Here is a 20,084-nt window from a genome sequence, read left to right as displayed (position 1 = left end):
AAGGACGCCACTCCCTCACCGGGCGGGGCTATCGTGCGCCTGTGACACGCGCAGCACAGCGTCCTCTCCTCTTCCTCGACGTCGATGGTCCACTCATCCCGTTCGGGACAGTGCCCGGCCACCCACAGGCCGCCACTACCGGGGTCCCGACGCCTGCCGATCAGGGGAACCCACTGCTGGAGCGGCTTGCCCCCGGGATCGGGGCACGCCTCCTGGCCCTCTGCTGCGACCTCGTATGGGCCACGACCTGGATGGAGAATGCGAACGTGGTGGTCGCCCCACGGATCGGACTCCCGACCCTGCCTGTGGCGGAGTGGCCGGACACCACCGCGGACACCGAGCCAGACCCGCGTGGCCTGCACTGGAAGACCCGCCGCCTCGTCGAGTACGCCGACGGCCGGCCATTCATCTGGGTCGACGACGAGATCAGCTCCATGGACCGCCACTGGGTCGCTGCCCAGCACCCCGGGCCGTCGCTGCTCCATCGCGTAGAACCGGCCCGGGGCCTCACCGACGCGGACTTCTCCGCGATCACCGATTGGCTCGGCATCGTCGCGCCGAGATGAACACGGCTTCTCGCCGGTGTGCCTCTCGCCTGTGCAGGGTGGGGGCGTTCACCTGTGGGCAGCCTCTGTCCGCTTTGGTTGACCTCGGACTGCCCAGGGACGGCCCGGCGGCGATCACTGGTCGGCGGTCCGCCACTCATTCAGTGCGCTGTGACGTAAGCACCCGCCCCATGCGCTTCGGACAGCAGCCCGAGGGCCGCGGACTTCACCCGGGGCCCCGGGCCGTGTTCGACCAGGTCCAGCCATGCCAGGCCGGATGGGGTACCTCCGACCAGTTCTCCGCGTCGACGGCTCCGAGGACGTCGACGGCACCGAGGGCGCCGAGAGCGTCGGGGGCACCTCGGCATTGTGTCCTCGATGCCCCTGCGCCTGCGCCTGCCGCTGCCCGCCGACTCCGCTCAGTGGCGGGTCTCGTTCTCCTTGCGGCCCACGAGCAGGAGGGCCGCTCCGCCGATGACCACCAGGCCGATGGCGGTGCCGGCGATCAGCGGGGTGGCGCTGGTGCCCCCCGTCGCGGCGAGGTTGGTGTCGTCGGTGGTGGAGGTGCCGCCCACGGTGGCCGGGCTCGGTTCGCTGAGGGTCTGGGTCGTCAGGCCGGCGGTCTCGTCGGCCTGGGTCTCGCAGTCCAGGACGCCGGTGAAGCGGCTCTCGACGCCTTGCGGACCGTTGATCGTGAAGGCGTAGGCCTGGTCCTCCTGGAGCGGGATCGTCACCGTCCGGGACTCACCGGCCGCGATGGTGTACTCGGTCTCCATCAGCTCGAAGGTGAACACCTGGTCGCCCTGGTTGACGGCCGTGATGTCCACTCCGCTCTTCGCGCAGTTCTTCGCCGCGGACAGTGCCGGTATGGCGCCCTGCTTCGCCCAGGTCGCGCTCGCCGTCGCCGACACCGTCGACTCGCTGGAGCCGGCCAGGATCTGGGTCTGGCTGCGGCTCTCGGAGGTGAAGGCGCGGCCGACGGGGACAGTGGTCGAGGCCTGGACGGTGAGCTCGGCCGAGCCGTCGGCCGAATCGGCCGGCACGTCGAAGAACAGCTGACTGCCGTCCGTCACCGACGTGACCACCTTGCCGTCCTTGCCGACGATCCGCACGCCGCTGGTGGCGGCGTCCAACGGAGGCGTCACCGTCACACCGCCCGCGTTGGTGTGCACGGTCACCGGGCCGAGGAGTTCGCCGGGGTGACCGGAGACGGCGGGCGTCTCGAGGGTCAGCGACGCCTCGGGCTCCGCCACGGTGCGGGCAGCCTTCTGGAGGTAGTCCGCGAGCCGCTCGGCCTGCGCGTCGACGGCGTCGACGTCCGCGCCGTCCGAGTAGCGCCAGATGGCCACCTGAGTGCCGGTGGCAGCGTCCTGTTCGGTGAGACCGCCGTCGATGCCGGCCTTGTCCGCGAGCGAGGCCAGGTCGTTCACCTGGGGGTAGGAGTGCTGAAGGATCCAACGGATGCGGCCCGCGTCCTTGTTGGCACCCAGCGAGGTGCCGCTCCAGGGCGTCTCCTGGTACTTGGCGTCCTTCTGCGTGGGGTTGTAGAGGTCGACGCAGTAGGTCTGCAAGGTGCCGCCGCCCTCGACGGACATCTCGAACAGGCCGGCCGAGACCTCCTGGTCGCCGCCGTCGGCGTGGATCACCGCGGTGCCGTAGGTCTTGAGGCCGCCTATCGTCGCGGTGGCCCCGCCCTGACTCTGCGTCACCTCGGCGGCGGCGGCCGTGCCCGCGCCGGCGATCGCACCGACGGCGAGGAGGCCGGATGCCAACGCCGCCGCGGCGAGGCGGACCGCCCCTCGCCCGCGTGCGAGCGGCGCGGAGAACGAACAAATCACACAATTCCCCTTCGAGCAGGACCCGTTGATGTGGGGGGTACGGGTCCCACCAGCAGAATCAGAAGCCCCGTGAGCCACGTCCGGCATCCTAGAGACGTCGCGCAGTGCGCTTCCCGGTCATCTCATCGGATCGCCGATCCGACTCGGAATCGTTATCCCCAAGATCGTCCAGAGGCCTGACTTATCGACAAATCCACTTGGTTGCTCGAACCGCATACGCCGATAAGCCACAGTTCGGTCGGCGTCGGCGCGGCACCGGCATTGACGGTCCGTCACCACTCCGTCGCATGACATCGCGTCCTCGCTCCCTCCCGCACCGCGCCGCCCAACCCCGTCCTGCCCCTCAGCTCATGTCACCGCCACCGGCTCGCGCCGCCGGCTCTTTGGGGTATCGGGCTCGGGCTCGGTGGCATCGGCGGCCGCTGTCTCCCACTCGGGCTCGGGCCGCGCCGGTGCGCCGACGGCCATCGGCTCGGGTTGGCCCGAGCGCCGGAAGGCGGAGGTGCCCCGCGAGATGTCATGGCCGATCGCCACGGCGTCGATGTCCGCCGACGTCCGGCTCTGCTGTCCCTCGCGCGACTCCGTACGCACCCTCAGCCTGCCCTGCACCATCACCGGGTCGCCGACGTTCAGCGAGGCCGCCGCGTTGGTGGCCAGTTGCCGATTGGCCCACACCGTGAAGAAGTTGGTGTGCCCGTCGGTCCAGGTGCCCTTCTCGCGGTCCCAGTAGCGCGAGGTCACCGCCAGCCGGAACCTCGCCGACGCCCCCGCCGCCAGGTCCCGGTAGACCGGCTGCGTCGCCACGTTGCCGACCGCGCAGACCATCGTCTCGTTCATCGTGAACCCCTCCTCGCCGGACGGTCACCCCGCCCGGGTACACGTACGGGCCCGTCCCGCACGGCTGCGTCCGCCGTGACAGCCGCGGCCCTTTCGCCGCGTACCGTCACCGCCCTCACGGCGACCGCATCCGTCGCGATCACCGCGAAGCCAGACTGCCTCCGTCGGACCGGGCCCGCCGAGCGCTGTGGACCACCCACCGCCTGTGGAAAACTCCACCACCCGGACGAGTGATCCACGCGCCGCGCACTGTGGATCACCCAACTCGGATCAGCTCTCGCGGATCACCCCTCGCGGATCACCCCTCGTGGATCACCGTCGCGGATCACCACGGCACCTCACCGAGCGGCGGCCCCCACCCCCGTGACCCGCCCGTACTGCTCACGGACCTCCCGGTACCGCAGCAGTTCCGCGGCGACGGGATCCAGTACACGGGCCCGGCCGCACCCGGCCGCCGCCTCCCGCAACCGGCGCTCCGCGTCCTGCCCGTACCGCCGGGCCGGCCCCCGTGCCGCCAGTCGGCAGCTCCACTCGACGAGCGGGCCGCCGATGATGCCGGTCACCATCAGCAGCACCGGAACCCCGAGGTTCGGCGCCAGCACCCCGACGATCTGTCCGAGCAGCCACAGCCCGCCGACCACCTGGAGCAGGGTCATGCACGCCTGCGCCAGCACGGCCACCGGCCACCAGCCCGGCCGCGGCGGCCGCCCCGGCGGCAGCCCGGCCCGCGCCGCCAGCTGGTCCAGCGCCTCGGGCAGCCCGCCGGCCCCGCGTACGGCCGCCTCGCGCACGGCCTGCGCCCACGGCATGGGCAGCCCCGCCGAGGCCCGCTCGGACACCGTGCGCACCGCCTGCTCGACGCGCTGCCGTGCCGTGGCCTCCTCGTCGGCCGGAGCACGCAGCGGCAGCCGTCCGGTGGGAGGGTCGCGCCGGTCCTGCTGCCACCGCCACAGCCGTAGCCACGGCGTCCCGCACGCCCGGCCCGCGTTGCGCAGCCAGGCGCGTTCGGCGGCCTCGCCCGCGGCGGTGGCGCCCACGGCGTCCGCCAGGCAGTCGGCGAACTCGTCCCGCGCCTCCTCGCTGAGCCCGGTGCGTCGCCCGGTGGCGTAGACGGGCCGCAGCCGCCACGCGGCGGCGTCCACATCGGCGGCGATCCGCCGTGCCGCGGCGCCGCGTTCCGTGACGAACTGGCCGAGCACTTCGCGCAGTTCTCCGATGCCGTCGCCGGTGAGCGCGGACAGGGCGAGCACGGTGGCGCCCGGCTCGCCGTACTCGCCGAGGGCGACTCCGTCCTCGTCGAGCAGGCGTCGCAGGTCGTCCAGGACCAGCTCGGCGGCCTCGCCGGGCAGCCGGTCGACCTGGTTGAGGACGATGAACATGATCTCCGCGTGGCCCGCCATGGGCCGCAGGTAGCGCTCGTGGAGGATCGCGTCGGCGTACTTCTCGGGGTCGACGACCCAGATGACGGCGTCGACGAGTGCCAGAACGCGGTCGACCTGCTCGCGGTGCTGCACGGCCGCCGAGTCGTGGTCGGGCAGGTCGATCAGGACGAGCCCGCGCAACTGCGCCTCGGCGTCCTGACTCTGCACCGGCCGCCTGCGCAACCGGCCCGGGATGCCCAGCCGGTCGATGAGGGTCGACGCGCCGTCGCTCCAACTGCACGCGATGGGTGCGGAGGTGGTCGGGCGGCGTACGCCCGTCTCCGAGATGTTCACTCCGGCGAGGGCGTTGAACAACTGCGACTTGCCGCTCCCGGTGGCGCCCGCGATGGCGACGACGGTGTGCTGACCGGAGAGCCTGCGCCGGGCCGCCGCCTCGTCGAGCACCCGGCCGGCCTCGGCGAGGGTCCGGCTGTCGAGCCGGGCGCGGGAGAGCCCCACGAGTTCACGCAGCGCGTCGAGCCGGGACCGCAGGGGGGCGTCGTAAGTGAGCGGGGTCGACGGCAGGGTGCTCCCGCCGCCACCGCCGATCCGGGTCTCCATGACGGCGGCCTGCTCGGCGGCGGAGGCCTCGCTCAAGCGGCGGGCGATGAGCCCGTCGTCCCAGGCCCCGTCGGAGTCCGAACCCGGTTCGGCACCCGCGTCCGCACCCGTATCTGCCCCCGGTTCCGTACCGGGTTCGGAACCGGGTTCCCTGCGGGAGGGCGCGTGCGGGCCGGTGCCGGCGGCCGTGCGTGGGGCGGTGACCCCGTCGGCGTCGGACACGCGCGCGTGGACGGCCGCCTCCTGCTCGCGGGGCTCCTTCGCGGAGTTCCTCACGGGCAACCTCGCGGGCACCTTCGCGGATTTCTCCGCCGTACCGCCGTCCTCAGCACCCACGCGGTCCTGCGCCCGCGTCTGCTCCTGCTTCCCGGCTTCCGGGTTCTCCCCCGTGCCCGAGCTGCTGTCCGTGCTGTCCTTGCTGTTCTTCCGATCATTGTCGATCCGGCCGCTGTCGGTCTGATCGTGGTCCGCGTGGTCGTTGTGCATGTGGTCGTTGTTCATGTGGTCGTTGTCCGTGTGGTCCTGGTCAGTGACGGCGGTCACCGGTCACCTCTCCTTCTGAAGTACGGACAGCGCGGCGATGAGTTCGGCCTGGGGTTCGGGGTGGACTTCGAGCCCGTCGAGGGGCGCGAGGCGCCGTTCGCGCTCGGTTTGCAGCACGCGGTCGAGGTGTTCGGTGAGCAGCCGTCCGGCGCGGTCGCGCAGCCGCAGCGCCCCGTGGGCACCGATCCGTTCGGCGAGGCCCTCCCCGGCCGAACGCGCCCTGCGCCCTCCCAGCAGGGCGGTGGCGACGAGGGCGGCGACCGACTCCGGATCGGGCGCGACACCGCGTTCGAGGCCGCGGACCTCGTCCTCGGCGTACTCCTCGAGCTCGCGCCGCCACCGTCGTACGGCAAGGCCGATCCGGTGCTCGGTGCTCTCCGACGATGGATCCCGTTCCGTCAGCTCCGGTGCGTCCGAGGCCGGTTCGCGCCGCCAGGCATCGTCGACGCGTTCGTCGGCGGCGGTGACGGCGCACAGCAGGAGGGCGCCGAGGCTCTCCACCAGGGCGTCGAGGAGTTCACCGGCGGTGCAGTCCAGCGGGAAGGCCCGCCAGCGCTTGAGCGCGTCGCCGGCGAGCACGGCACCGCTCTGCAGACGGCCCCGCACGCGCGTGTACTCGGTGTCGTACGCCGTGTCGACGGCCGAGGTGAGGCGCAGCGCGGCGGCGTGCTGCGAGGCGGCGGCGCCCGCCAGTTCGGGCATCCGGGCCTTGAGGGAGTCGAGGACGCCCTGGGCCGTACGGGCCAGGGCATGGCGGCGGGAGCCGGGGTCCTGGACGTGGTGGACGAGCCAGTTCCGCAGCGGCGCCACGGCGGTGGCCGGAAGAAGCCCCCCGCCCCACGCGGACTCGGGCAGTTCGGGCACCGTGAAGCGCGGTACGTCGCCCAGCCCGGCCTTGGTGAGCAGCGCGCCGTACTGCCGGGACACCTCGGAGACCACCTGGTGGGGCACCCGGTCGAGGACCGTCACGAGCATGGCGTCGTACTCCTTGGCGGTACGGAGCAGGTGCCAGGGCACGGCGTCGGCGTATCGGGCGGCGGTCGTGACCATCACCCAGATGTCGGCGGCACAGATCAGTTCGGCGGCGAGCACGCGGTTGTCGGCCACGAGGGAGTCGATGTCGGGTGCGTCCAGGATGGCGAGGCCCGGTGGGAGGGTGTCTGCGGTCTCGATCCGCAACACGTGTCTGCCGTCCTCGCCGGGCAGCAGCAGATCGTCCGCGGGCTCCTGATGGGGCGCCCACACGCGCGTGAGCCGCGGCAGTACCCGCATGCCGCTGAACCAGTGTTGGTCCTCCGGATGGCACACGAGGACCGGAGTCCGTGTCGTCGGCCGCAACACGCCCGCCTCGCTGACGCGCTGGCCCACCAGGGAGTTGACGAGGGTCGACTTGCCGGCGCCGGTGGAACCGCCCACGACGACGAGCATCGGCGCGTCGGGCTGCTTGAGCCGGGGCACCAGATAGTCGTCGAGCTGGGCGAGCAGTTCGTCGCGGTTGGCACGCGCGCGTGGGGCCCCCGCCAGGGGAAGCGGGAAGCGTGCGGCGGCGACACGGTCGCGCAGGGCGGAAAGTGCGTCGAGCAGCTGAGGCCGTACGTCCAAGGTCACCACATGCGAAGAATGCCCAATTTTAGGGGATTTATGAAGCATATAGGCATGTCTGCGCGCCGACAGGACACAAGGGGCGGAAGGTACGACTGGGACAGAGGCACAGCGCAGGCATAACGAGTGCACAACACCCGTGGCCCGGGACGCGAAAAGCGATGCACGATTCGCACCTGCCTGCGATTATCAGGACCGCTTCACCGAACCTCCACATTGAGCCACGGAGGCGAAGCAACCGGGACAAGGAACCGGGAGCCCTATCCTTGTCCCCGGCAACGTCACGGATCAGCCCACACCCGGGCAGCACGTACGAGGCCACCACACCCGGCCCCCGTAGCTCAGTGGATAGAGCAGGCGCCTTCTAAGCGCTTGGCCGCAGGTTCGAGTCCTGCCGGGGGCGCAAGTCTCCGCCCTCCCTTCGGGAGGGCATTTTTGCTGTTCAGAGCACGTTTCGTGCGACATGGCGCGGCCCCGGAGGCTCCCCCGACGATCAAGGGAAGGTTCCGGGGCTGTCCGGCTGTCACCGGGATTTCGCGGGTGGCCCTGTCGAATACGTGTCGAAATTCTCGGCGCGAAGCCTCGGTCTCCGTAGGCCGGCTCGGGCAGCCCCTCGGCAGCCTCCAGGCACTGTTTCAGGTCAGGCAGCCGCGTCCTGAGCCGTCCTCGTCCTCGACCATGCCGATGGCGAAGGGGAATCCCTTCAGGAAGTCGCGCCTCGCAGGGTCTTGCTCCGCTTCGGCCAAGGCCACGAGCACCTGCACGAGCCGCTCACGTTGGCCGGAGGGCAGGCGCAGCAGTTCCCCGCCGACGCTCTCCATGATCTTCACCGCGGAATCGGGATCCACCTCCTCGTCCCCGCAGCTCTCCAGCCACCACACGACATCGACGAGCATCCCGGTGAGCGCCGGCACGAGCGGATCCCTGCCAGTCATGTCAGCCATATCAGTCATGCGCGCAACGTAGCCGCGCCCTGTGACAGCGCCTCTCGGGACGGCGCCCGACCTCGTCACTCGGGGACGCGGCAGTCGCTCCGCCAGGATCCGCCGCATGACCAACGACGCCCCTGCCTGTCCTGATTGCGGCCGGCCCATGGAATCCGGTGGCCTCGTACTGTCCGGGCGGGAGGACGACGGCCTACGGGCCTGCCGGTCGCTGTGGAGGTGTGCCGATAGGCATGCCTGGTGGGGCTGGGCCGACCGGCCGGAGGAGGCATCGGAGGTCTGCCCGGTGCCAGAGCTGTTCCGCTGACATCCGACTGCACCCGACTGGACGGGCGTAGCCCGAGCCGGCTTTCTGCCGAGGATCCGCGTGACCGGGTGGTCAACGGTCGTACGCGGCCAGCGTCCCCGAGCCGTCGTGCACGGTGACCCGCACCCCGTCGGCCTCCCCTCGCCCACCCCCATCCCCCGCCCCGGCGACCGCCACCGCCGCGGGATGCATGCCGTCGACGACCATGTCCGCCATGCTCATCATGTGGGGCCGGGTGGCGAGTCGGGCGGGCCAGGCGAGGACGGCCGGTGGTTGCTCGGGTCCGGATACCTCAAGCTCGCGCAGCGGCACCGCCAGCCCCACGCCAAGCGCCTTGAGCACGGCTTCCTTCCGCGTCCAGGTGCGCAGGAAGGCCGGCTGCCGTTCGGCTGCCGGGCGGGCGTACAGCGCGGCGAGTTCCGCGTCGGACAGGGCGACACGGGCGGCGGAGTCGACGTCCATGTCGGCGTGGGACTCCTCTACGTCGAGGCCCACCTCACCACCCCGGCAGACCGCCACGCCGACGAGCGCGCCGCTGTGGGTGACGGAGAAGGCGACGGAGTGGTCGTAGGCCGGAGGGGTGCCCGCAGGGTCGTCCGGCGGTAGTGCGAGGTGGACCTTGCCGTGTGACCCGCCGCAGCGTGGACACACGCGGCGCAGGGGGACGTCCGCCGGGGGCAGCCCGAGCAGTTCGCCGAGGACCAGACGGCTGAGGGCGCAGCCGACGAGGAACCGCCCCCTGCCCGCAGGGTCGACGGTCGACTCGTACCGGACGCGTTCCACGGGATCGAGGAGTGCCCGCAGACCCGTCCGGGCGTCCTCCAGACGGGCCCACCACACCTGCACCGGGTGTCCTGTCACAGCGCCTCGTCCTGGTTCGATGATCAGCCCACGCCACTACACTCCTGCTCACACCACACCACACGAGGGGCAGCCGCATGCGACTGCACACACAGGAGTGGGGAACGGGCGAGCGCGTCGCCGTCCTCGTCCACGGCATCATGTCCGACCACCGCACGTGGCACGAGCTGATCCCGGTTCTGACCGGACGGGGCTACCGCGTCCTCGCCGTGGACCTGCGCGGGCACGGCGTCAGCGCGCGCGGGGAGTACGAGCCCCGGCTCTTCGCCGAGGATCTCCTCGACACGCTGCCGCACGCCCCGGAAGTGGCGCTGGGCCATTCGCTGGGCGCGCTGGCCCTGGCCCTGGCGGTGGCGGACCTGCAACCGGCCCGCGCCGTCTACTCGGAACCGGCCTGGCAACTCGCCGGGGCCCACGGGTCCCTGGATCCGGCCCTCTTCACGCTCTTCAAGCGCTCGTCCCGCGCTCTGGCCGCCCTCTCCCGCCCGCCGCGCGACGGGGAACCGGACGAGCGACTCGACAAGCGGGCCGCGGCCGAGCGCCAGGCCCTCGACCGATGGGACGAGAAAACGGCGCTCGCGCTCTCCTCCCACCGGCACATCGACCACACGCCGCAGAAGGCTCTGGTGCCCTCTCTCGTCCAGACCTCGGACCCGAGCATGCTCGTCAGCGCGGAGATGCGGGCGGAACTGGTGCGACGCGGTTTCGAGGTGCGTACCGTGCCCGAGGCGCCGCACGCGATCCACCGGGACCGGTTCGACGCTTTCGTCGAGTCGCTGTCGGGGTGGCTGTAAGGGCGGTGAGGGCTGTGGGGCCTGCGGCTGAGCAGGTCGGAAAGCAGTTCGGTGAATCGGTCGAGCCGGTCGGATCAGATGAACGAGCCAAACCCGTCGAAGCAGGTCAGTGCACCGCGCGCAGCATGCGCGTCACGTTGATCCGCGTCGGCGAAAGGCCGACCTCCACGCTCTGCATCATCCGCTCGCCGTTGAGCCGGCCATAGGCGAGCAGGTCGACGTTGGCCAGGCTGAATTCGGGCCAGGTGTGAATGCTCAGGTGCGATGCGGAAAGCAGGAGAATCGCGGTGACGGCACCGTTCGGGAAAACGTGCGACGCCTCGCCGAGAACCGTGGCGTTTCCCTTTTCAGCGGCCGTGCGCAGCACCTGGAGGAGGCGCTCCTCGTCGGTCAGGATGCTGTGATCGCTCACCCATACATCGACGGCATAAGAGCACAGATCGTCGACGTTTATACCCTCGGTGGCGAGGTTGGCGGAGTTGGTCATGGGGAAACCGGGGGTGACGAACCGCTGCCCCCGTCTCCTTTCACATAGATCTGCGCTGGTCCGCGCGGCCAAAGGGGAAGGTTGCGAGGCCGGTAAGCGGCGCTCGATGGTACCCAGCGTAGCATCCGGGGCGCTCCAGGGCTCGCGCGTGCACCGCGTCAAGGAGAGGGCAGGGGGTCCGGGGAATTCACCCGAAAACCCACCGCACCCCTTCCGGGAACCCTTTTCCAAACTCACCCTCGAACGTCACGGCAGCACAGCGAACAGAATTCCATTCGGAACATGCGCAGCCTTCACGGGATTCCCCGGAACCCGCCCTGACGCCACTCGAATTCCGCATCGTTTCCCCGCCGATTCCCCACCGTCCGAGCGGGTCCGAAGGCCTGCGTACCAGCCCGTATACTCGATAGTCCCGGAATCCATCAATCAGCTTGCCTGGAGCAGCATTGTGACGAACGCGCGTCGGCACCCTCGGAGCACCACCGCGGATTCCGTGCTCACGGAAGTCGCGGAAGCGGTCCGGCTCCAGGAGGGCCCGCCCGGAGTCCGGTCCGTCCTGCGCGCCCTGCGCCGTCTGGCGCCCGCGTCCACGAAGGACCTCAGCCGCGCGACCGGGCTGCCCGTCCCGATCGTGGCCGCCCTGGGGAACGAACTGCGCCGCCGGGGATTCGTCACCACACAGCGTCCGTCCCGGCTGACCGAGGCCGGTCTGGACCTCGTCGCCCAGCTCGGCATGGACCTGACCCTCGACGCCACCTGCACCACCTGTGACGGGCGCGAGCTCGTGATCCCCGACGTCCTGGACGAAGCCGTACGGCGGCTGCGTGCCCTCATGGAGTCGGGTCCCGCCGCGGACATGGCGATCGACCAGTCGCACTGCACGGCCGAGACCAAGGTGCGCCGGGTGCTCGCGCTGCTCACGGCGGGCGCGCTGCCCGGCGGCTCCCTGCTGCTGATCGGCGACGACGACCTGGTGTCCCTCGCCGTCGCCGTGGTGGGCGACGTGCTCGGCGCTCCGATCGTCGAGCGGGTGACCGTCGTGGACATCTCCCCGGAGATCCTCGACTACATCCAGAAGGTGTCGGCCGGTCTCGGCACCCGTGTCGAGACCGTCCAGCACGACCTGCGCCTGCCGCTGCCCGCCGAGCTCCACGAGCAGCACGACGTGGCCATGACCGACCCGCCGTACACCGCCGAAGGCGCCCGCCTCTTCCTCTCCCGTGCCGTGGAGGGGCTGCGGCCCGGCCCCTCGCACAGCGTCTTCTTCTCGTTCGGCGGCAAGAGCCCGGACGAGATGCTGGAGGTACAGCGGGAGATCATGGGGCTGGGCCTGGTCACCAACGGTTTCGTCCGCAACTTCAACGAGTACGAGGGCAGCGGCATCCTCGGCGGTGTCGGCTTCTTCCAGCACCTGCTCACCACCACCTCGACGGCTCCCTCCCACGCGGGCGAGTTCAGCGGTCCCCTGTACACGGGCGACAAGCGGACCCGGCAGCGCGAGTACACGTGCGTGGCGTGCGACGCCCGGCTCCGCGTCGGGCCCGGCGCCCGCTGGACCGCGGTCGCCGCCCTGCGCGAGGAGGGCTGCCCGAACTGCGGCAAGGGCCCCTTCCGCCCCGGTCGCCTGGTCCCGGCGGAGGATCCGGCGCCCCCGGCCGAGCAGCCCCCGGCCCCAGTCCAGGTTCCCGTCCAGGCCCCCGTCCAGCAGGCAGCCCCCACACCGGCTCCGGCATCCGCTCCGGCTCCGGCGCCCGCCGCTCCCGTCGGACGTACCTACGGCTGGCGTCCGCCGGCCGAGCAGGACCGTGCCGCCCTCGCCGAGCGGGCCCGGCCGTACGTCACTCGCCAGGCCGACGAGCGTGATCTGCCGGCCATCGGGAGGTTCGAGGCCGAGATCGCCCGTGTCTCCTTCGGCGAGGACGCCATCGACGACCCCGCGCGGTGGGCGTCCCGCCTCGGACGTGCCATGGAGAAGTCGAAGGAGGGCATGATCGTCGCCCACGGCCCGGGCGAGGAACCCGTCGGCTGGTGCTGGGTGAGCATCAACCAGAACGCGATGACCGGCGACCGCTACGCCAACTTCCGTTCCCTTGCGGTGTCCCCGGTGGACAACCGCAGCGCCGTCGCCGAACTCCTCCTCACCGCCGGTCTGGAGTTCTGCCTGGCCGGCGGCATCACCGAGGTCGTCGGCCGAGTGCACGTGGGCAACGTCCCGATGCGCACGGTGTACCGCAAGTTCGGCTTCGACCCCACCAGCCTGTCGATGAAACTGTTCCTCCCCGAGGGCGAGCCGGAGGGAGGCAGCGCCCGATGAGCGTCACGGACGGCTTCGATCCCGACGGCGTCAAGTGCGTCGTCTGGGATCTCGACGGCACCCTGTGGGACGAGATCGCCGTCGAGTCGGCCACCGACGACCTGCCCACGCCCCGCCCCGCGGCGCTCGCCGCGATCGACGCCCTGGCGGCCCGCGGTGTGCTCAGCAGCATCGCGAGCCGCAGCGCGCCCTCGGTGCTCGACCGGCTGGACGCAGTGCCGCAGGTGCGGGCGCGCTTCCTGGCCCCGCAGGTGTCCTGGCAGGACAAGAGCGAGTCGCTGCGCAGGATCGCCAAGGACCTCGGCATCGCGGTGGACGCCCTGGTCCTGGTCGACGACTCCCCCTACGAGCGCGCCGAGGTCGAGGCCCTGCTGCCGGGCGTGCGCACCCTCGCGCCCGAGGACGTGCCCGCGCTGCTGGCCGCGTTCGAGGGCCGGGAGGTCACCGCCGAGTCCCGGGAACGCGTGCGCCGCTACCGCACGGAGGAGACCCGCAGGGCCGAGGGCGAACGCTTCGAGGGCTCGCGCGAGGAGTTCCTGCGCTGGTGCGACATGCGCCTCACCGTCGGCGCGGCCACGGCCGACGAGATCCCGCGCGCGCTGGAGCTCGCCGCCCGTACCCACCGGCTGAACTCCTCCGGTCTCACCCCCGACCGCCTGCGCGAGCTGGCCTCCTCGGACGGACACGAGCTCTACACCGCCCGCATGACGGACCGTTTCGGCGAGTACGGCATCATCGGCGCCGCCCTCGTCGACCGCACGCAGCGCGCCGACGGCGGCGCCTCCGCCACCTGGTCCGTCCCGCTGCTCGCCCTCTCCTGCCGGGTGGCCGGCCGGGGCGCGGCGGCGGCCTTCCTGTTCCGGCTGATGGAGCGGGCCCGCGAGGCCGGCGCCGAGGAGTTCCGGGTCACCCTGCGCCCGACGGACGCCAACCTGGAGATGCGCATCCTGCTGCGCCAGGCGGGCCTGCGCCGCACGGACGCCACCGCCACCAGCACCACCACCGCCGCCCCTGCCACCGCCGCGGATTCGGCGGTCCTGGGCAGGACACTTCAGGGCGACCTGCCCGGGTCACCCGCGTGGCTGCACGTATCCGACCGAGAGGACGCCGAAGCGTGACGGACATCCAAGAACGGGCCGCGGTGGAACGGGAGCTCCGTTCACTGATCGCGGAGGCGGCCCGTCTGGACGAGGCGGTGGTCGCGGAACTCCCCGCCGACACCGATCTGTTCGGCCCGGAGATCGGTCTCACCTCGCTGGCCGGCGTGACCCTGCTGGGCACGGTCGACAAGCGCTACGGCGTCGACGTGGCCGCGCTGGATCTGAGCCTGGACAGCCTCCAGTCGATCGCCACCCTGACCGACTTCGTCGCGACACATCTCCAGTCGCACTAGCCACCCGACTGTACGACCGTCCTGTTCAAAAAGGGTGATCCGTCCGAACGCACCGTGACCCGCTCACGGTGTCGGCGTTGAACGGGGAGTGCGGCGGCGCCCCCTGCCATCGCACGAACCGAATCCCTAAGGAGAACGTGATGTCTCGCATCGCGAAGGTGGCCGCTGTTGCCCTCGGCACCAGCGCCGTGGTGGTCAGCGGAGCCGGCCTGGCCATGGCGGACGCGGGTGCGCAGGGCGCGGCCGTGGGTTCGCCGGGTGTCCTGTCGGGCAACGTCGTCCAGGTTCCGGTCAACATCCCGGTCAACGTCTGCGGCAACAGCATCAGCGTCATCGGCCTGCTGAACCCCGCCTTCGGCAACACCTGCGCCAACGTCAGCGACCACGACAAGGGTGGCGACAAGCACCACGACAAGCACGGTGACAAGCACGGCGGCTACGGCGGCTGAGCTTCACCCCGTACGTCCCGGACGTACACCCCGGTCGTACCCCGCGTACGTACCACCAGGAGAGCCCCGGCACCTCGAGCGCCGGGGCTCTCCCGCTGTCCGCGGGCGGTTCACCACGACGGGCTCACCGCGACCCGCTCAGGCGTACCGGTAGATCCGGGACGCGTCCTCCAACTGGTCCGGGGTCACGTCCCACGGGGGCAGCTTCTCCTGCCTGGCGACGACCCGGCGGTACTGGCTACTGGTCGGCCCCGGCGGTTCGGCGGGCAGGTAGCGGTGTTCGCGGTGCCTGCTCTGCCAGCGGGTCCACAGCAGGTCGACGAAGGCGTGGTGCAGCCAGAAGACGGGGTCGTTGACCGACGCGCCGCCGAGCATGACCCCGCCGACCCATCGGTGCACCCGGTTGTGGTTGCGCCAGGCGGCGCTGCCCGATCCGGTGCCCCACCCCTCCAGCTTGTTGCGGAAGCCACGGGTGACCGTCGAGTCCCAGGGCTCGGTGTCGTAGACGGGGTCCTGGAGCGCCCGGTCCACGTCGCTCCCGGTGGGCAAGTCGATCGGGGCGGCGGCCCGGCCCAGGTCCCGGGTGAGGAACTCCCCGTCGGTCACGTTCTCCTTGATGGTCCAGTCGCCGGTGGCGTAGGCGAACGGCCCGGTCGTCACCTGGTGGTCGGAGCGCCGTCCGTTGCCGCCGAGGAGATCCTTGGTCCAGGGCGCGGCGGTCGCGGTGCGGTCGCGCGTCCAGTCCCAGTAGGGCACCGTCACCGAGGAGTCGACCCGGCGCAGTGCCTGCTCGAGGTCCAGCAGGAACCTGCGGTGCCAGGGCAGGAACGAGGGCGCCATGTGGGCCGTCCGCAAGCCTCCGTCGCCGTCGGACACGTAGTAGTCGATGTGCATGCGGACGAACTCGTCGTACTCGCCCTTCCGTTTGATCTCCAGCAGCGCCTTCACGAAGCGCCGTCGTTCGGCGCCGGTGAGTGTGCTGACGTCCTTACGGGTGTAGGCCATGGTCTCCCCCCATGTGCGGGTGTCGGTGTGCTGGATCCGCCGCGCGCAGCCGTTCCCCCGGGCCGAGCCCGTCCACGGTGGCACGGGCCGCCTCCAGCGGGGTGGCGTACGAGCTGTAGTGGTCGACCATGCTCAGCCAGGTGCCGTCGGCGCGGCGCATGAGGTGCAGGGGGCGGCCGTCGACCGTGATGTCCCACCTCACCTCCGCCGCGGTCGCGGTTCCCGTCGAGGCGAGGACGCCCTGGATGTGCCGGCCCCGGTAGGTCTCGTCGAAGGAGTCCGTGGGGCCGCCGTCCACCGGGCGCGAGGGCCGGGAGGCGGTGACGACGGGGACGATCGCGAGGGCCGCGGCGGCGCCGAGCAGCCCGCGCAGCAGGTCCCGTCGCCGCGCGCCGCGCGCCGCGACGGGTCTGCCCGTGACCACCGGCACTGCGGTCACGGGTACTCCGTCGACGCTGACGACCATGGTGTGCTCCTCGTCCGGTGCACCGGCCCGGTTCGCTGATCCGGTCCGGCTGTCCGTAGCGGGTTTCTGTAACGGGTTTCTGCAGCAGGTCTGCATGGCGGGTTTCTGTAGCGGCTTTCCGCAGCGTTTCCATGGGAGTAACCGCCCGGCGGCCCTCCTGGTCACCGGCAGGCGCCCGAACGGTCCGCCGGGGGCACGGATCCGGACACGGCGACGGGCCCGGACGACGGCGTCCGGGCCCGTGGTTCGTGGCGGTTCGTCCGCCAAAGGGGCTAGAGACCCTCGCCCACACCGAGGTCCGCGCCGGGCACCGTCCGCAGGACCGGGCTGATCACTCCCGCCTGGGGCAGCTGGAGGTCCGGCAGGCCGAAGCGGTCGGGGTTGGGCGCGGTCAGCGGGGCGTCCAGGGTCAGGCCCGGGCCCTGCGTGCGCAGGTCGGAGGCGGGGGCGTCTAGGCCGAGGTGGTTGAAGTCGCTTCCCAGGACCTCCGGCAGGGGCGCGCGCAGCCCCACACCGGGCAGCCCCGCGGCGACCGGCAGCTGCGGAACGACCCGGTCGGGGATGAGCCGGCCCTCGACGAAACGCGGTCCCTCGGGCGCACCGGGCGTCGGCAGGGGGATCTCGCCGCCGATCGTGGGCAGTTCCACGTTGAGGGACTTCTCGACGCCGTCGAGCGGTACGGGAACGGGCACCGTGCCGATCGCGGCGGCGGGGGTCACGGAGGCGGCGGCACCGGCTGCGGCCGCCACGCACGTGATGACTGCGGCGAGGGTTCCTCGGGTGGTCGACTTCATCTCGGGTACGGGCCCTTTCGGAGGGGTTCGGGGGGCGTTGCGTCCGTACCGGGTAACGAGCCGGAAAACGACATCAGTTCACAATTCCCCCGAGTGCCGTAATAGTGCTCATGCCATACAGAGCTAAGGGCACATCGGTACGACGGAGTGATGGTCAGCTAGTCCAGAAATCCCACCATCGGGTCAGGATCAGCATGCCGATCACCCCGATGTGCAGCAGCGGAAGTACCCAGGTGAATTCGGCGAGGAAGTTCCGCACTCCCGCCGGGGCCGGCAGGAACGCGTGGCGTACGTCGAACGCGACGGCGTACCAGAACATGAGGATCGTGGCGACCCAGGCCAGACAGCACCACAGACACAGCGCGTTGATCCGGTACAGGGACTCGAACTGCAACCAGGACACGAACCCGACACCGAAGAGACAGCCGCCGGTGAAGGTCAGCCAGTACCAGCGCGGGAAGACGGCACCGGCCAGCAGGCTCACGCCGACGCACACGACGATCCCGTAGGCGACCAGGCCCAGCATCGGATTGGGGAACCCGAACGCCGAGGCCTGGTCGCTCGTCATGACGCTGCCGCAGGAGACGACCGGGTTGAGGCTGCACCCGGGGGTGAAGCCGGGGTCCTCCAGCAGCTTGAACTTGTCGAGGGTGATGACCCAGGCGGCCAGCAGTCCGGCCGCACCGGTGAGGACGAGCAACAGGGCGTACGCGCGGCCGCCGCCCGCGGGCGGCGGGTGCGGCCGGCGCATCAGCCGCGCAGACTGCGAGCGGGCAGGACGATGTGTGCGGCGGCCTTCAGGGTCTCGTGGGCGCCCGCGAACGCGGCCAGTTGGTCGGGGGTGACGGCCCGGCCGGGCACGGCCTCCGGCCAGGCGCGGGTGGTGAGGACGAGGTAGGCGTAGCCGCGCTGCTCGACGGCCGCGAGCCACTCCTGCGGCGGGAGGCACTGGGCGTTGAGGCCCGGCATGCTCAGGACGGCCGCACCGGACTGGACGAGCAGGGTGAACGGCAGGCTGGACCGCTCGGTGCCGTCGACGACGTCCCCGCCGACGGGCATGCCGTTGTCGGTGAGCAGACGCGCGACGGCGACGGCGGTCCCCTCGGGGCCTTCCGCGGTGTCACCGAGGGAGTAGGCAAGGAGGTAGGGCATGTCGCTGCCGTCGGGGGCCTCGCCGCTCCACGGCATCACGACGAGGGTGCCAAGGTCGGCCACGCGGAAGGGGCGGGTTGCGCTCGGGGTTGAGGTCACCGCGCGACCCTATCGACGCACAGGGGGGCGTTCGGGCCTGTTCTCACCCGACCGGAGGACGCCGGTCCGTTGCTCCACACGAACGAGGGACGCGCCGCTCGACCCGCCTCGAACAGCGCCGAGGGCCGGTCCCGTCGGTGACGGGACCGGCCCTCTCGGGAAAGGCGACTCAGCCCTGCAGCGGCAGCCCGCCGAGGAGGGCGTCGTGGTTGTTGAGGGCACCCGTCGCGCCCTTGACGGTGCTGAGCACGGAGTCCTTGTTCTCGGTGTCGAGCGCGTCCGACTGGTGCTGGACGGGCATCGCGTCCTCCAGGTTGATGGGCCCCCTGGTGAGGGTGTCCACGGCACCGTTGAGGCTGGTGGGCGTGAGGTCGGCGGGGGTCGCGAACGCGGGCACGGCGGCACCGGCGAGGACCATGGATCCGGCAACGACAGCGGCAGCCTTCAGGGACTTCATCGGATTCCTTTCTTCGGCGACCCGGCGAATCGGCCACTTGGCGAATCGGCTACTCGAGTCACCGGGGAAATTCTGACGTCGTGCCTAACGAGCCCCGCCGAGAGCGGAAACCGTGTACGCAGAAAATTTCCGCACCCCGGCGGAATGCCGGGGTGCGGAAATCAGGGAGCGACCGTCAGCTGGTGGGCAGCGCCGGCACGGCCGCGGCCGGTGCCTCGACGGGCAGGGTCGGCAGGGTCAGACCGGCGCCGGCCAGCGTGGCGCTGAGCAGGTCGAGCAGGCTGGACACCACCCCGGTCACCGCCGGGGCGACCTGGCTGACGTCGAGGGACGTCGCGGCCGCGAGAAGAGCGGCGACCGCCTTGTCCAGCGCGGCGACGGCGTCGGACACCGGGTCTGCGGCGGCCTTCGCCTTGGCGTCGTCACCGCCCTTGCTGAGCACGGGCTTGGCCGGCAGAGCGGCGGCCGCGTCGGCCGGCACCGCGGGCTTCGCCGGCAGCACGACGGCCGAGTCCGCGGGCACCGCGGGCTTCGCCGGCAGCACGACGGCCGGGTCGGCGGGCACCGCGGGCTTCGCCGGGACCGCGGCAGCGGGGTCGGCGGGCACCTCGGGCTTCGCCGGGACCGCGGCAGCGGGGTCGGCCGGGACCTCGGGCTTCGCCGGGACCTCGGCAGCGGGGTCGGCCGGGACCTCGGGCTTCGCCGGGACCTCGGCGGCCGGGTCGGCCGGCTCCGCCTCGGGGTCGGCCGGAGTCGCCGGAGTCGCCGGGGTGGCCGGAGTGGCCGGGGTCGTCGGGGTCGTCGCCGTGATCTTGGCGACGGCGGCCTTGACGGCGTCGCCGAGCTCGGCCGCCTGGTCGGCGGTGAGCTGGCCGTCGTCGGCCTTGAGGACGGTGTCGAGGAGGTTGGCTACCGGGGTGATGACAGTGCCGAGCTCACCGAGGCCCTGGGCCTGGGCGAGCAGCGCGTCGGTGCCGGCGACGGGCGTATTCGACGCCGCGACGTTGCGCTCACGGGCAGCGGCTCCGTCGGCCGCCATGGCGGCGGGGCCGGCGATGCCGAGGACAAGGGTGGCGCAAAGTGCGGTGGAAGCAATACGCCGTACGGGCAGACCACGCATGGGGGAATCCTTTCGATTGCGTCGGGTCTCATCCCCACCGTGCAAACGACCGTCGCCCTCCGCAACAGATCGATCGCTTTGTGTGACGGCTGTTC

At 71.5% G+C, this 20,084-nt stretch carries 20 protein-coding genes and 1 tRNA gene; 7 read left to right on the top strand and 14 right to left on the bottom strand.

Going from position 1 to position 20,084, the window contains the following annotated elements; translation table 11 throughout:
- Window positions 1-41: 41 nt before the first annotated feature.
- On the top strand, window positions 42-566 hold the full coding sequence (locus OHU34_RS27155; protein WP_142264363.1) for an HAD domain-containing protein: 525 nt from the start codon (window positions 42-44) through the stop codon (window positions 564-566).
- A 398-nt stretch (window positions 567-964) separates the two neighbouring features.
- Here OHU34_RS27155 and OHU34_RS27150 read toward each other — a convergent pair whose 3' ends face one another.
- The 4 genes from OHU34_RS27150 to OHU34_RS27135 all read right to left on the bottom strand — a co-directional run bounded on the left by OHU34_RS27150 (window position 965) and on the right by OHU34_RS27135 (window position 7,356).
- Window positions 965-2,383 carry a TQXA domain-containing protein gene (locus OHU34_RS27150; RefSeq protein ID WP_405768729.1) on the bottom strand — a complete coding sequence of 473 codons (1,419 nt, stop codon included), beginning with the start codon at window positions 2,381-2,383 and terminating at the stop codon, window positions 965-967.
- A gap of 348 nt (window positions 2,384-2,731) precedes the next feature.
- Window positions 2,732-3,220: a single-stranded DNA-binding protein gene (locus tag OHU34_RS27145; protein ID WP_405768727.1), complete on the bottom strand. Its 489-nt coding sequence runs from the start codon at window positions 3,218-3,220 to the stop codon at window positions 2,732-2,734.
- A gap of 338 nt (window positions 3,221-3,558) precedes the next feature.
- A complete protein-coding gene (locus OHU34_RS27140) occupies window positions 3,559-5,745 on the bottom strand; it encodes a YfjP family GTPase (protein ID WP_405768725.1) in 2,187 nt (728 codons plus the stop codon).
- Between the two features lie 3 nt (window positions 5,746-5,748).
- A complete protein-coding gene (locus tag OHU34_RS27135; protein WP_405768723.1) occupies window positions 5,749-7,356 on the bottom strand; it encodes a dynamin family protein in 1,608 nt (535 codons plus the stop codon).
- A 321-nt stretch (window positions 7,357-7,677) separates the two neighbouring features.
- Here OHU34_RS27135 and OHU34_RS27130 point away from each other — a divergent pair.
- Window positions 7,678-7,750 (top strand) — tRNA-Arg (locus tag OHU34_RS27130).
- A 232-nt stretch (window positions 7,751-7,982) separates the two neighbouring features.
- Here the strand turns inward: OHU34_RS27130 and OHU34_RS27125 are convergent.
- The gene (locus OHU34_RS27125; protein ID WP_405768721.1) at window positions 7,983-8,300 is read right to left on the bottom strand and encodes a hypothetical protein; all 318 of its coding nucleotides are present in this window, start codon (window positions 8,298-8,300) and stop codon (window positions 7,983-7,985) included.
- Between the two features lie 370 nt (window positions 8,301-8,670).
- Window positions 8,671-9,459 (bottom strand): 4'-phosphopantetheinyl transferase superfamily protein, encoded by a 789-nt coding sequence (locus OHU34_RS27120; RefSeq protein ID WP_235034501.1) that lies wholly within the window; start codon window positions 9,457-9,459, stop codon window positions 8,671-8,673.
- A gap of 77 nt (window positions 9,460-9,536) precedes the next feature.
- Here OHU34_RS27120 and OHU34_RS27115 point away from each other — a divergent pair, with 77 nt between their 5' ends.
- Window positions 9,537-10,253, top strand: coding sequence for an alpha/beta fold hydrolase (locus OHU34_RS27115; protein WP_142264369.1), 717 nt, complete (start codon window positions 9,537-9,539; stop codon window positions 10,251-10,253).
- 106 nt (window positions 10,254-10,359) lie between these two features.
- Here the strand turns inward: OHU34_RS27115 and OHU34_RS27110 are convergent, their stop codons facing one another.
- Window positions 10,360-10,740: an S-adenosylmethionine decarboxylase family protein gene (locus OHU34_RS27110; RefSeq protein WP_020132946.1), complete on the bottom strand. Its 381-nt coding sequence runs from the start codon at window positions 10,738-10,740 to the stop codon at window positions 10,360-10,362.
- Between the two features lie 493 nt (window positions 10,741-11,233).
- Here OHU34_RS27110 and OHU34_RS27105 point away from each other — a divergent pair, with 493 nt between their 5' ends.
- The 4 genes from OHU34_RS27105 to OHU34_RS27090 all read left to right on the top strand — a co-directional run bounded on the left by OHU34_RS27105 (window position 11,234) and on the right by OHU34_RS27090 (window position 14,896).
- Window positions 11,234-13,054 carry a GNAT family N-acetyltransferase gene (locus OHU34_RS27105; protein WP_405768717.1) on the top strand — a complete coding sequence of 607 codons (1,821 nt, stop codon included), beginning with the start codon at window positions 11,234-11,236 and terminating at the stop codon, window positions 13,052-13,054.
- On the top strand, window positions 13,051-14,172 hold the full coding sequence (locus OHU34_RS27100) for an HAD-IIIC family phosphatase (protein WP_142264371.1): 1,122 nt from the start codon (window positions 13,051-13,053) through the stop codon (window positions 14,170-14,172). Before OHU34_RS27105 ends, OHU34_RS27100 begins: the two co-directional genes overlap by 4 nt.
- Window positions 14,169-14,447 (top strand): acyl carrier protein, encoded by a 279-nt coding sequence (locus tag OHU34_RS27095; RefSeq protein ID WP_142264372.1) that lies wholly within the window; start codon window positions 14,169-14,171, stop codon window positions 14,445-14,447. The genes OHU34_RS27100 and OHU34_RS27095 overlap by 4 nt, the downstream gene beginning before the upstream one ends.
- 140 nt (window positions 14,448-14,587) lie before the next feature.
- Window positions 14,588-14,896 carry a chaplin gene (locus OHU34_RS27090; protein ID WP_142264373.1) on the top strand — a complete coding sequence of 103 codons (309 nt, stop codon included), beginning with the start codon at window positions 14,588-14,590 and terminating at the stop codon, window positions 14,894-14,896.
- A 138-nt stretch (window positions 14,897-15,034) separates the two neighbouring features.
- On the opposite strand, the gene OHU34_RS27085 is transcribed toward OHU34_RS27090, so the two are convergent.
- The 7 genes from OHU34_RS27085 to OHU34_RS27055 all read right to left on the bottom strand — a co-directional run bounded on the left by OHU34_RS27085 (window position 15,035) and on the right by OHU34_RS27055 (window position 19,989).
- Complete coding sequence (locus OHU34_RS27085) at window positions 15,035-15,901, bottom strand: tyrosinase family protein (protein WP_405768713.1); 867 nt, start codon at window positions 15,899-15,901, stop codon at window positions 15,035-15,037.
- Entirely contained in the window at window positions 15,885-16,367 is a 483-nt protein-coding gene (locus tag OHU34_RS27080) for a tyrosinase family oxidase copper chaperone (protein ID WP_405768711.1), read from the bottom strand. The genes OHU34_RS27085 and OHU34_RS27080 overlap by 17 nt, the downstream gene beginning before the upstream one ends.
- Before the next feature lie 272 nt (window positions 16,368-16,639).
- Complete coding sequence (locus OHU34_RS27075; protein ID WP_142264375.1) at window positions 16,640-17,161, bottom strand: hypothetical protein; 522 nt, start codon at window positions 17,159-17,161, stop codon at window positions 16,640-16,642.
- Between the two features lie 154 nt (window positions 17,162-17,315).
- The gene (locus OHU34_RS27070; protein WP_230195687.1) at window positions 17,316-17,912 is read right to left on the bottom strand and encodes a vitamin K epoxide reductase family protein; all 597 of its coding nucleotides are present in this window, start codon (window positions 17,910-17,912) and stop codon (window positions 17,316-17,318) included.
- A complete protein-coding gene (locus tag OHU34_RS27065) occupies window positions 17,912-18,412 on the bottom strand; it encodes a DUF5949 family protein (RefSeq protein WP_142264377.1) in 501 nt (166 codons plus the stop codon). The genes OHU34_RS27070 and OHU34_RS27065 overlap by 1 nt, the downstream gene beginning before the upstream one ends.
- A 169-nt stretch (window positions 18,413-18,581) precedes the next feature.
- Window positions 18,582-18,869 carry a hypothetical protein gene (locus tag OHU34_RS27060; RefSeq protein WP_142264378.1) on the bottom strand — a complete coding sequence of 96 codons (288 nt, stop codon included), beginning with the start codon at window positions 18,867-18,869 and terminating at the stop codon, window positions 18,582-18,584.
- Between the two features lie 175 nt (window positions 18,870-19,044).
- Window positions 19,045-19,989 (bottom strand): hypothetical protein, encoded by a 945-nt coding sequence (locus OHU34_RS27055; RefSeq protein WP_405768706.1) that lies wholly within the window; start codon window positions 19,987-19,989, stop codon window positions 19,045-19,047.
- Between the last annotated feature and the right edge of the window lie 95 nt (window positions 19,990-20,084).

It is taken from the genome of Streptomyces sp. NBC_00080 (assembly GCF_045041255.1).
Taxonomy (GTDB): domain Bacteria; phylum Actinomycetota; class Actinomycetes; order Streptomycetales; family Streptomycetaceae; genus Streptomyces; species Streptomyces coriariae.
This window is presented reverse-complemented; position numbering and strand designations above follow the sequence as displayed.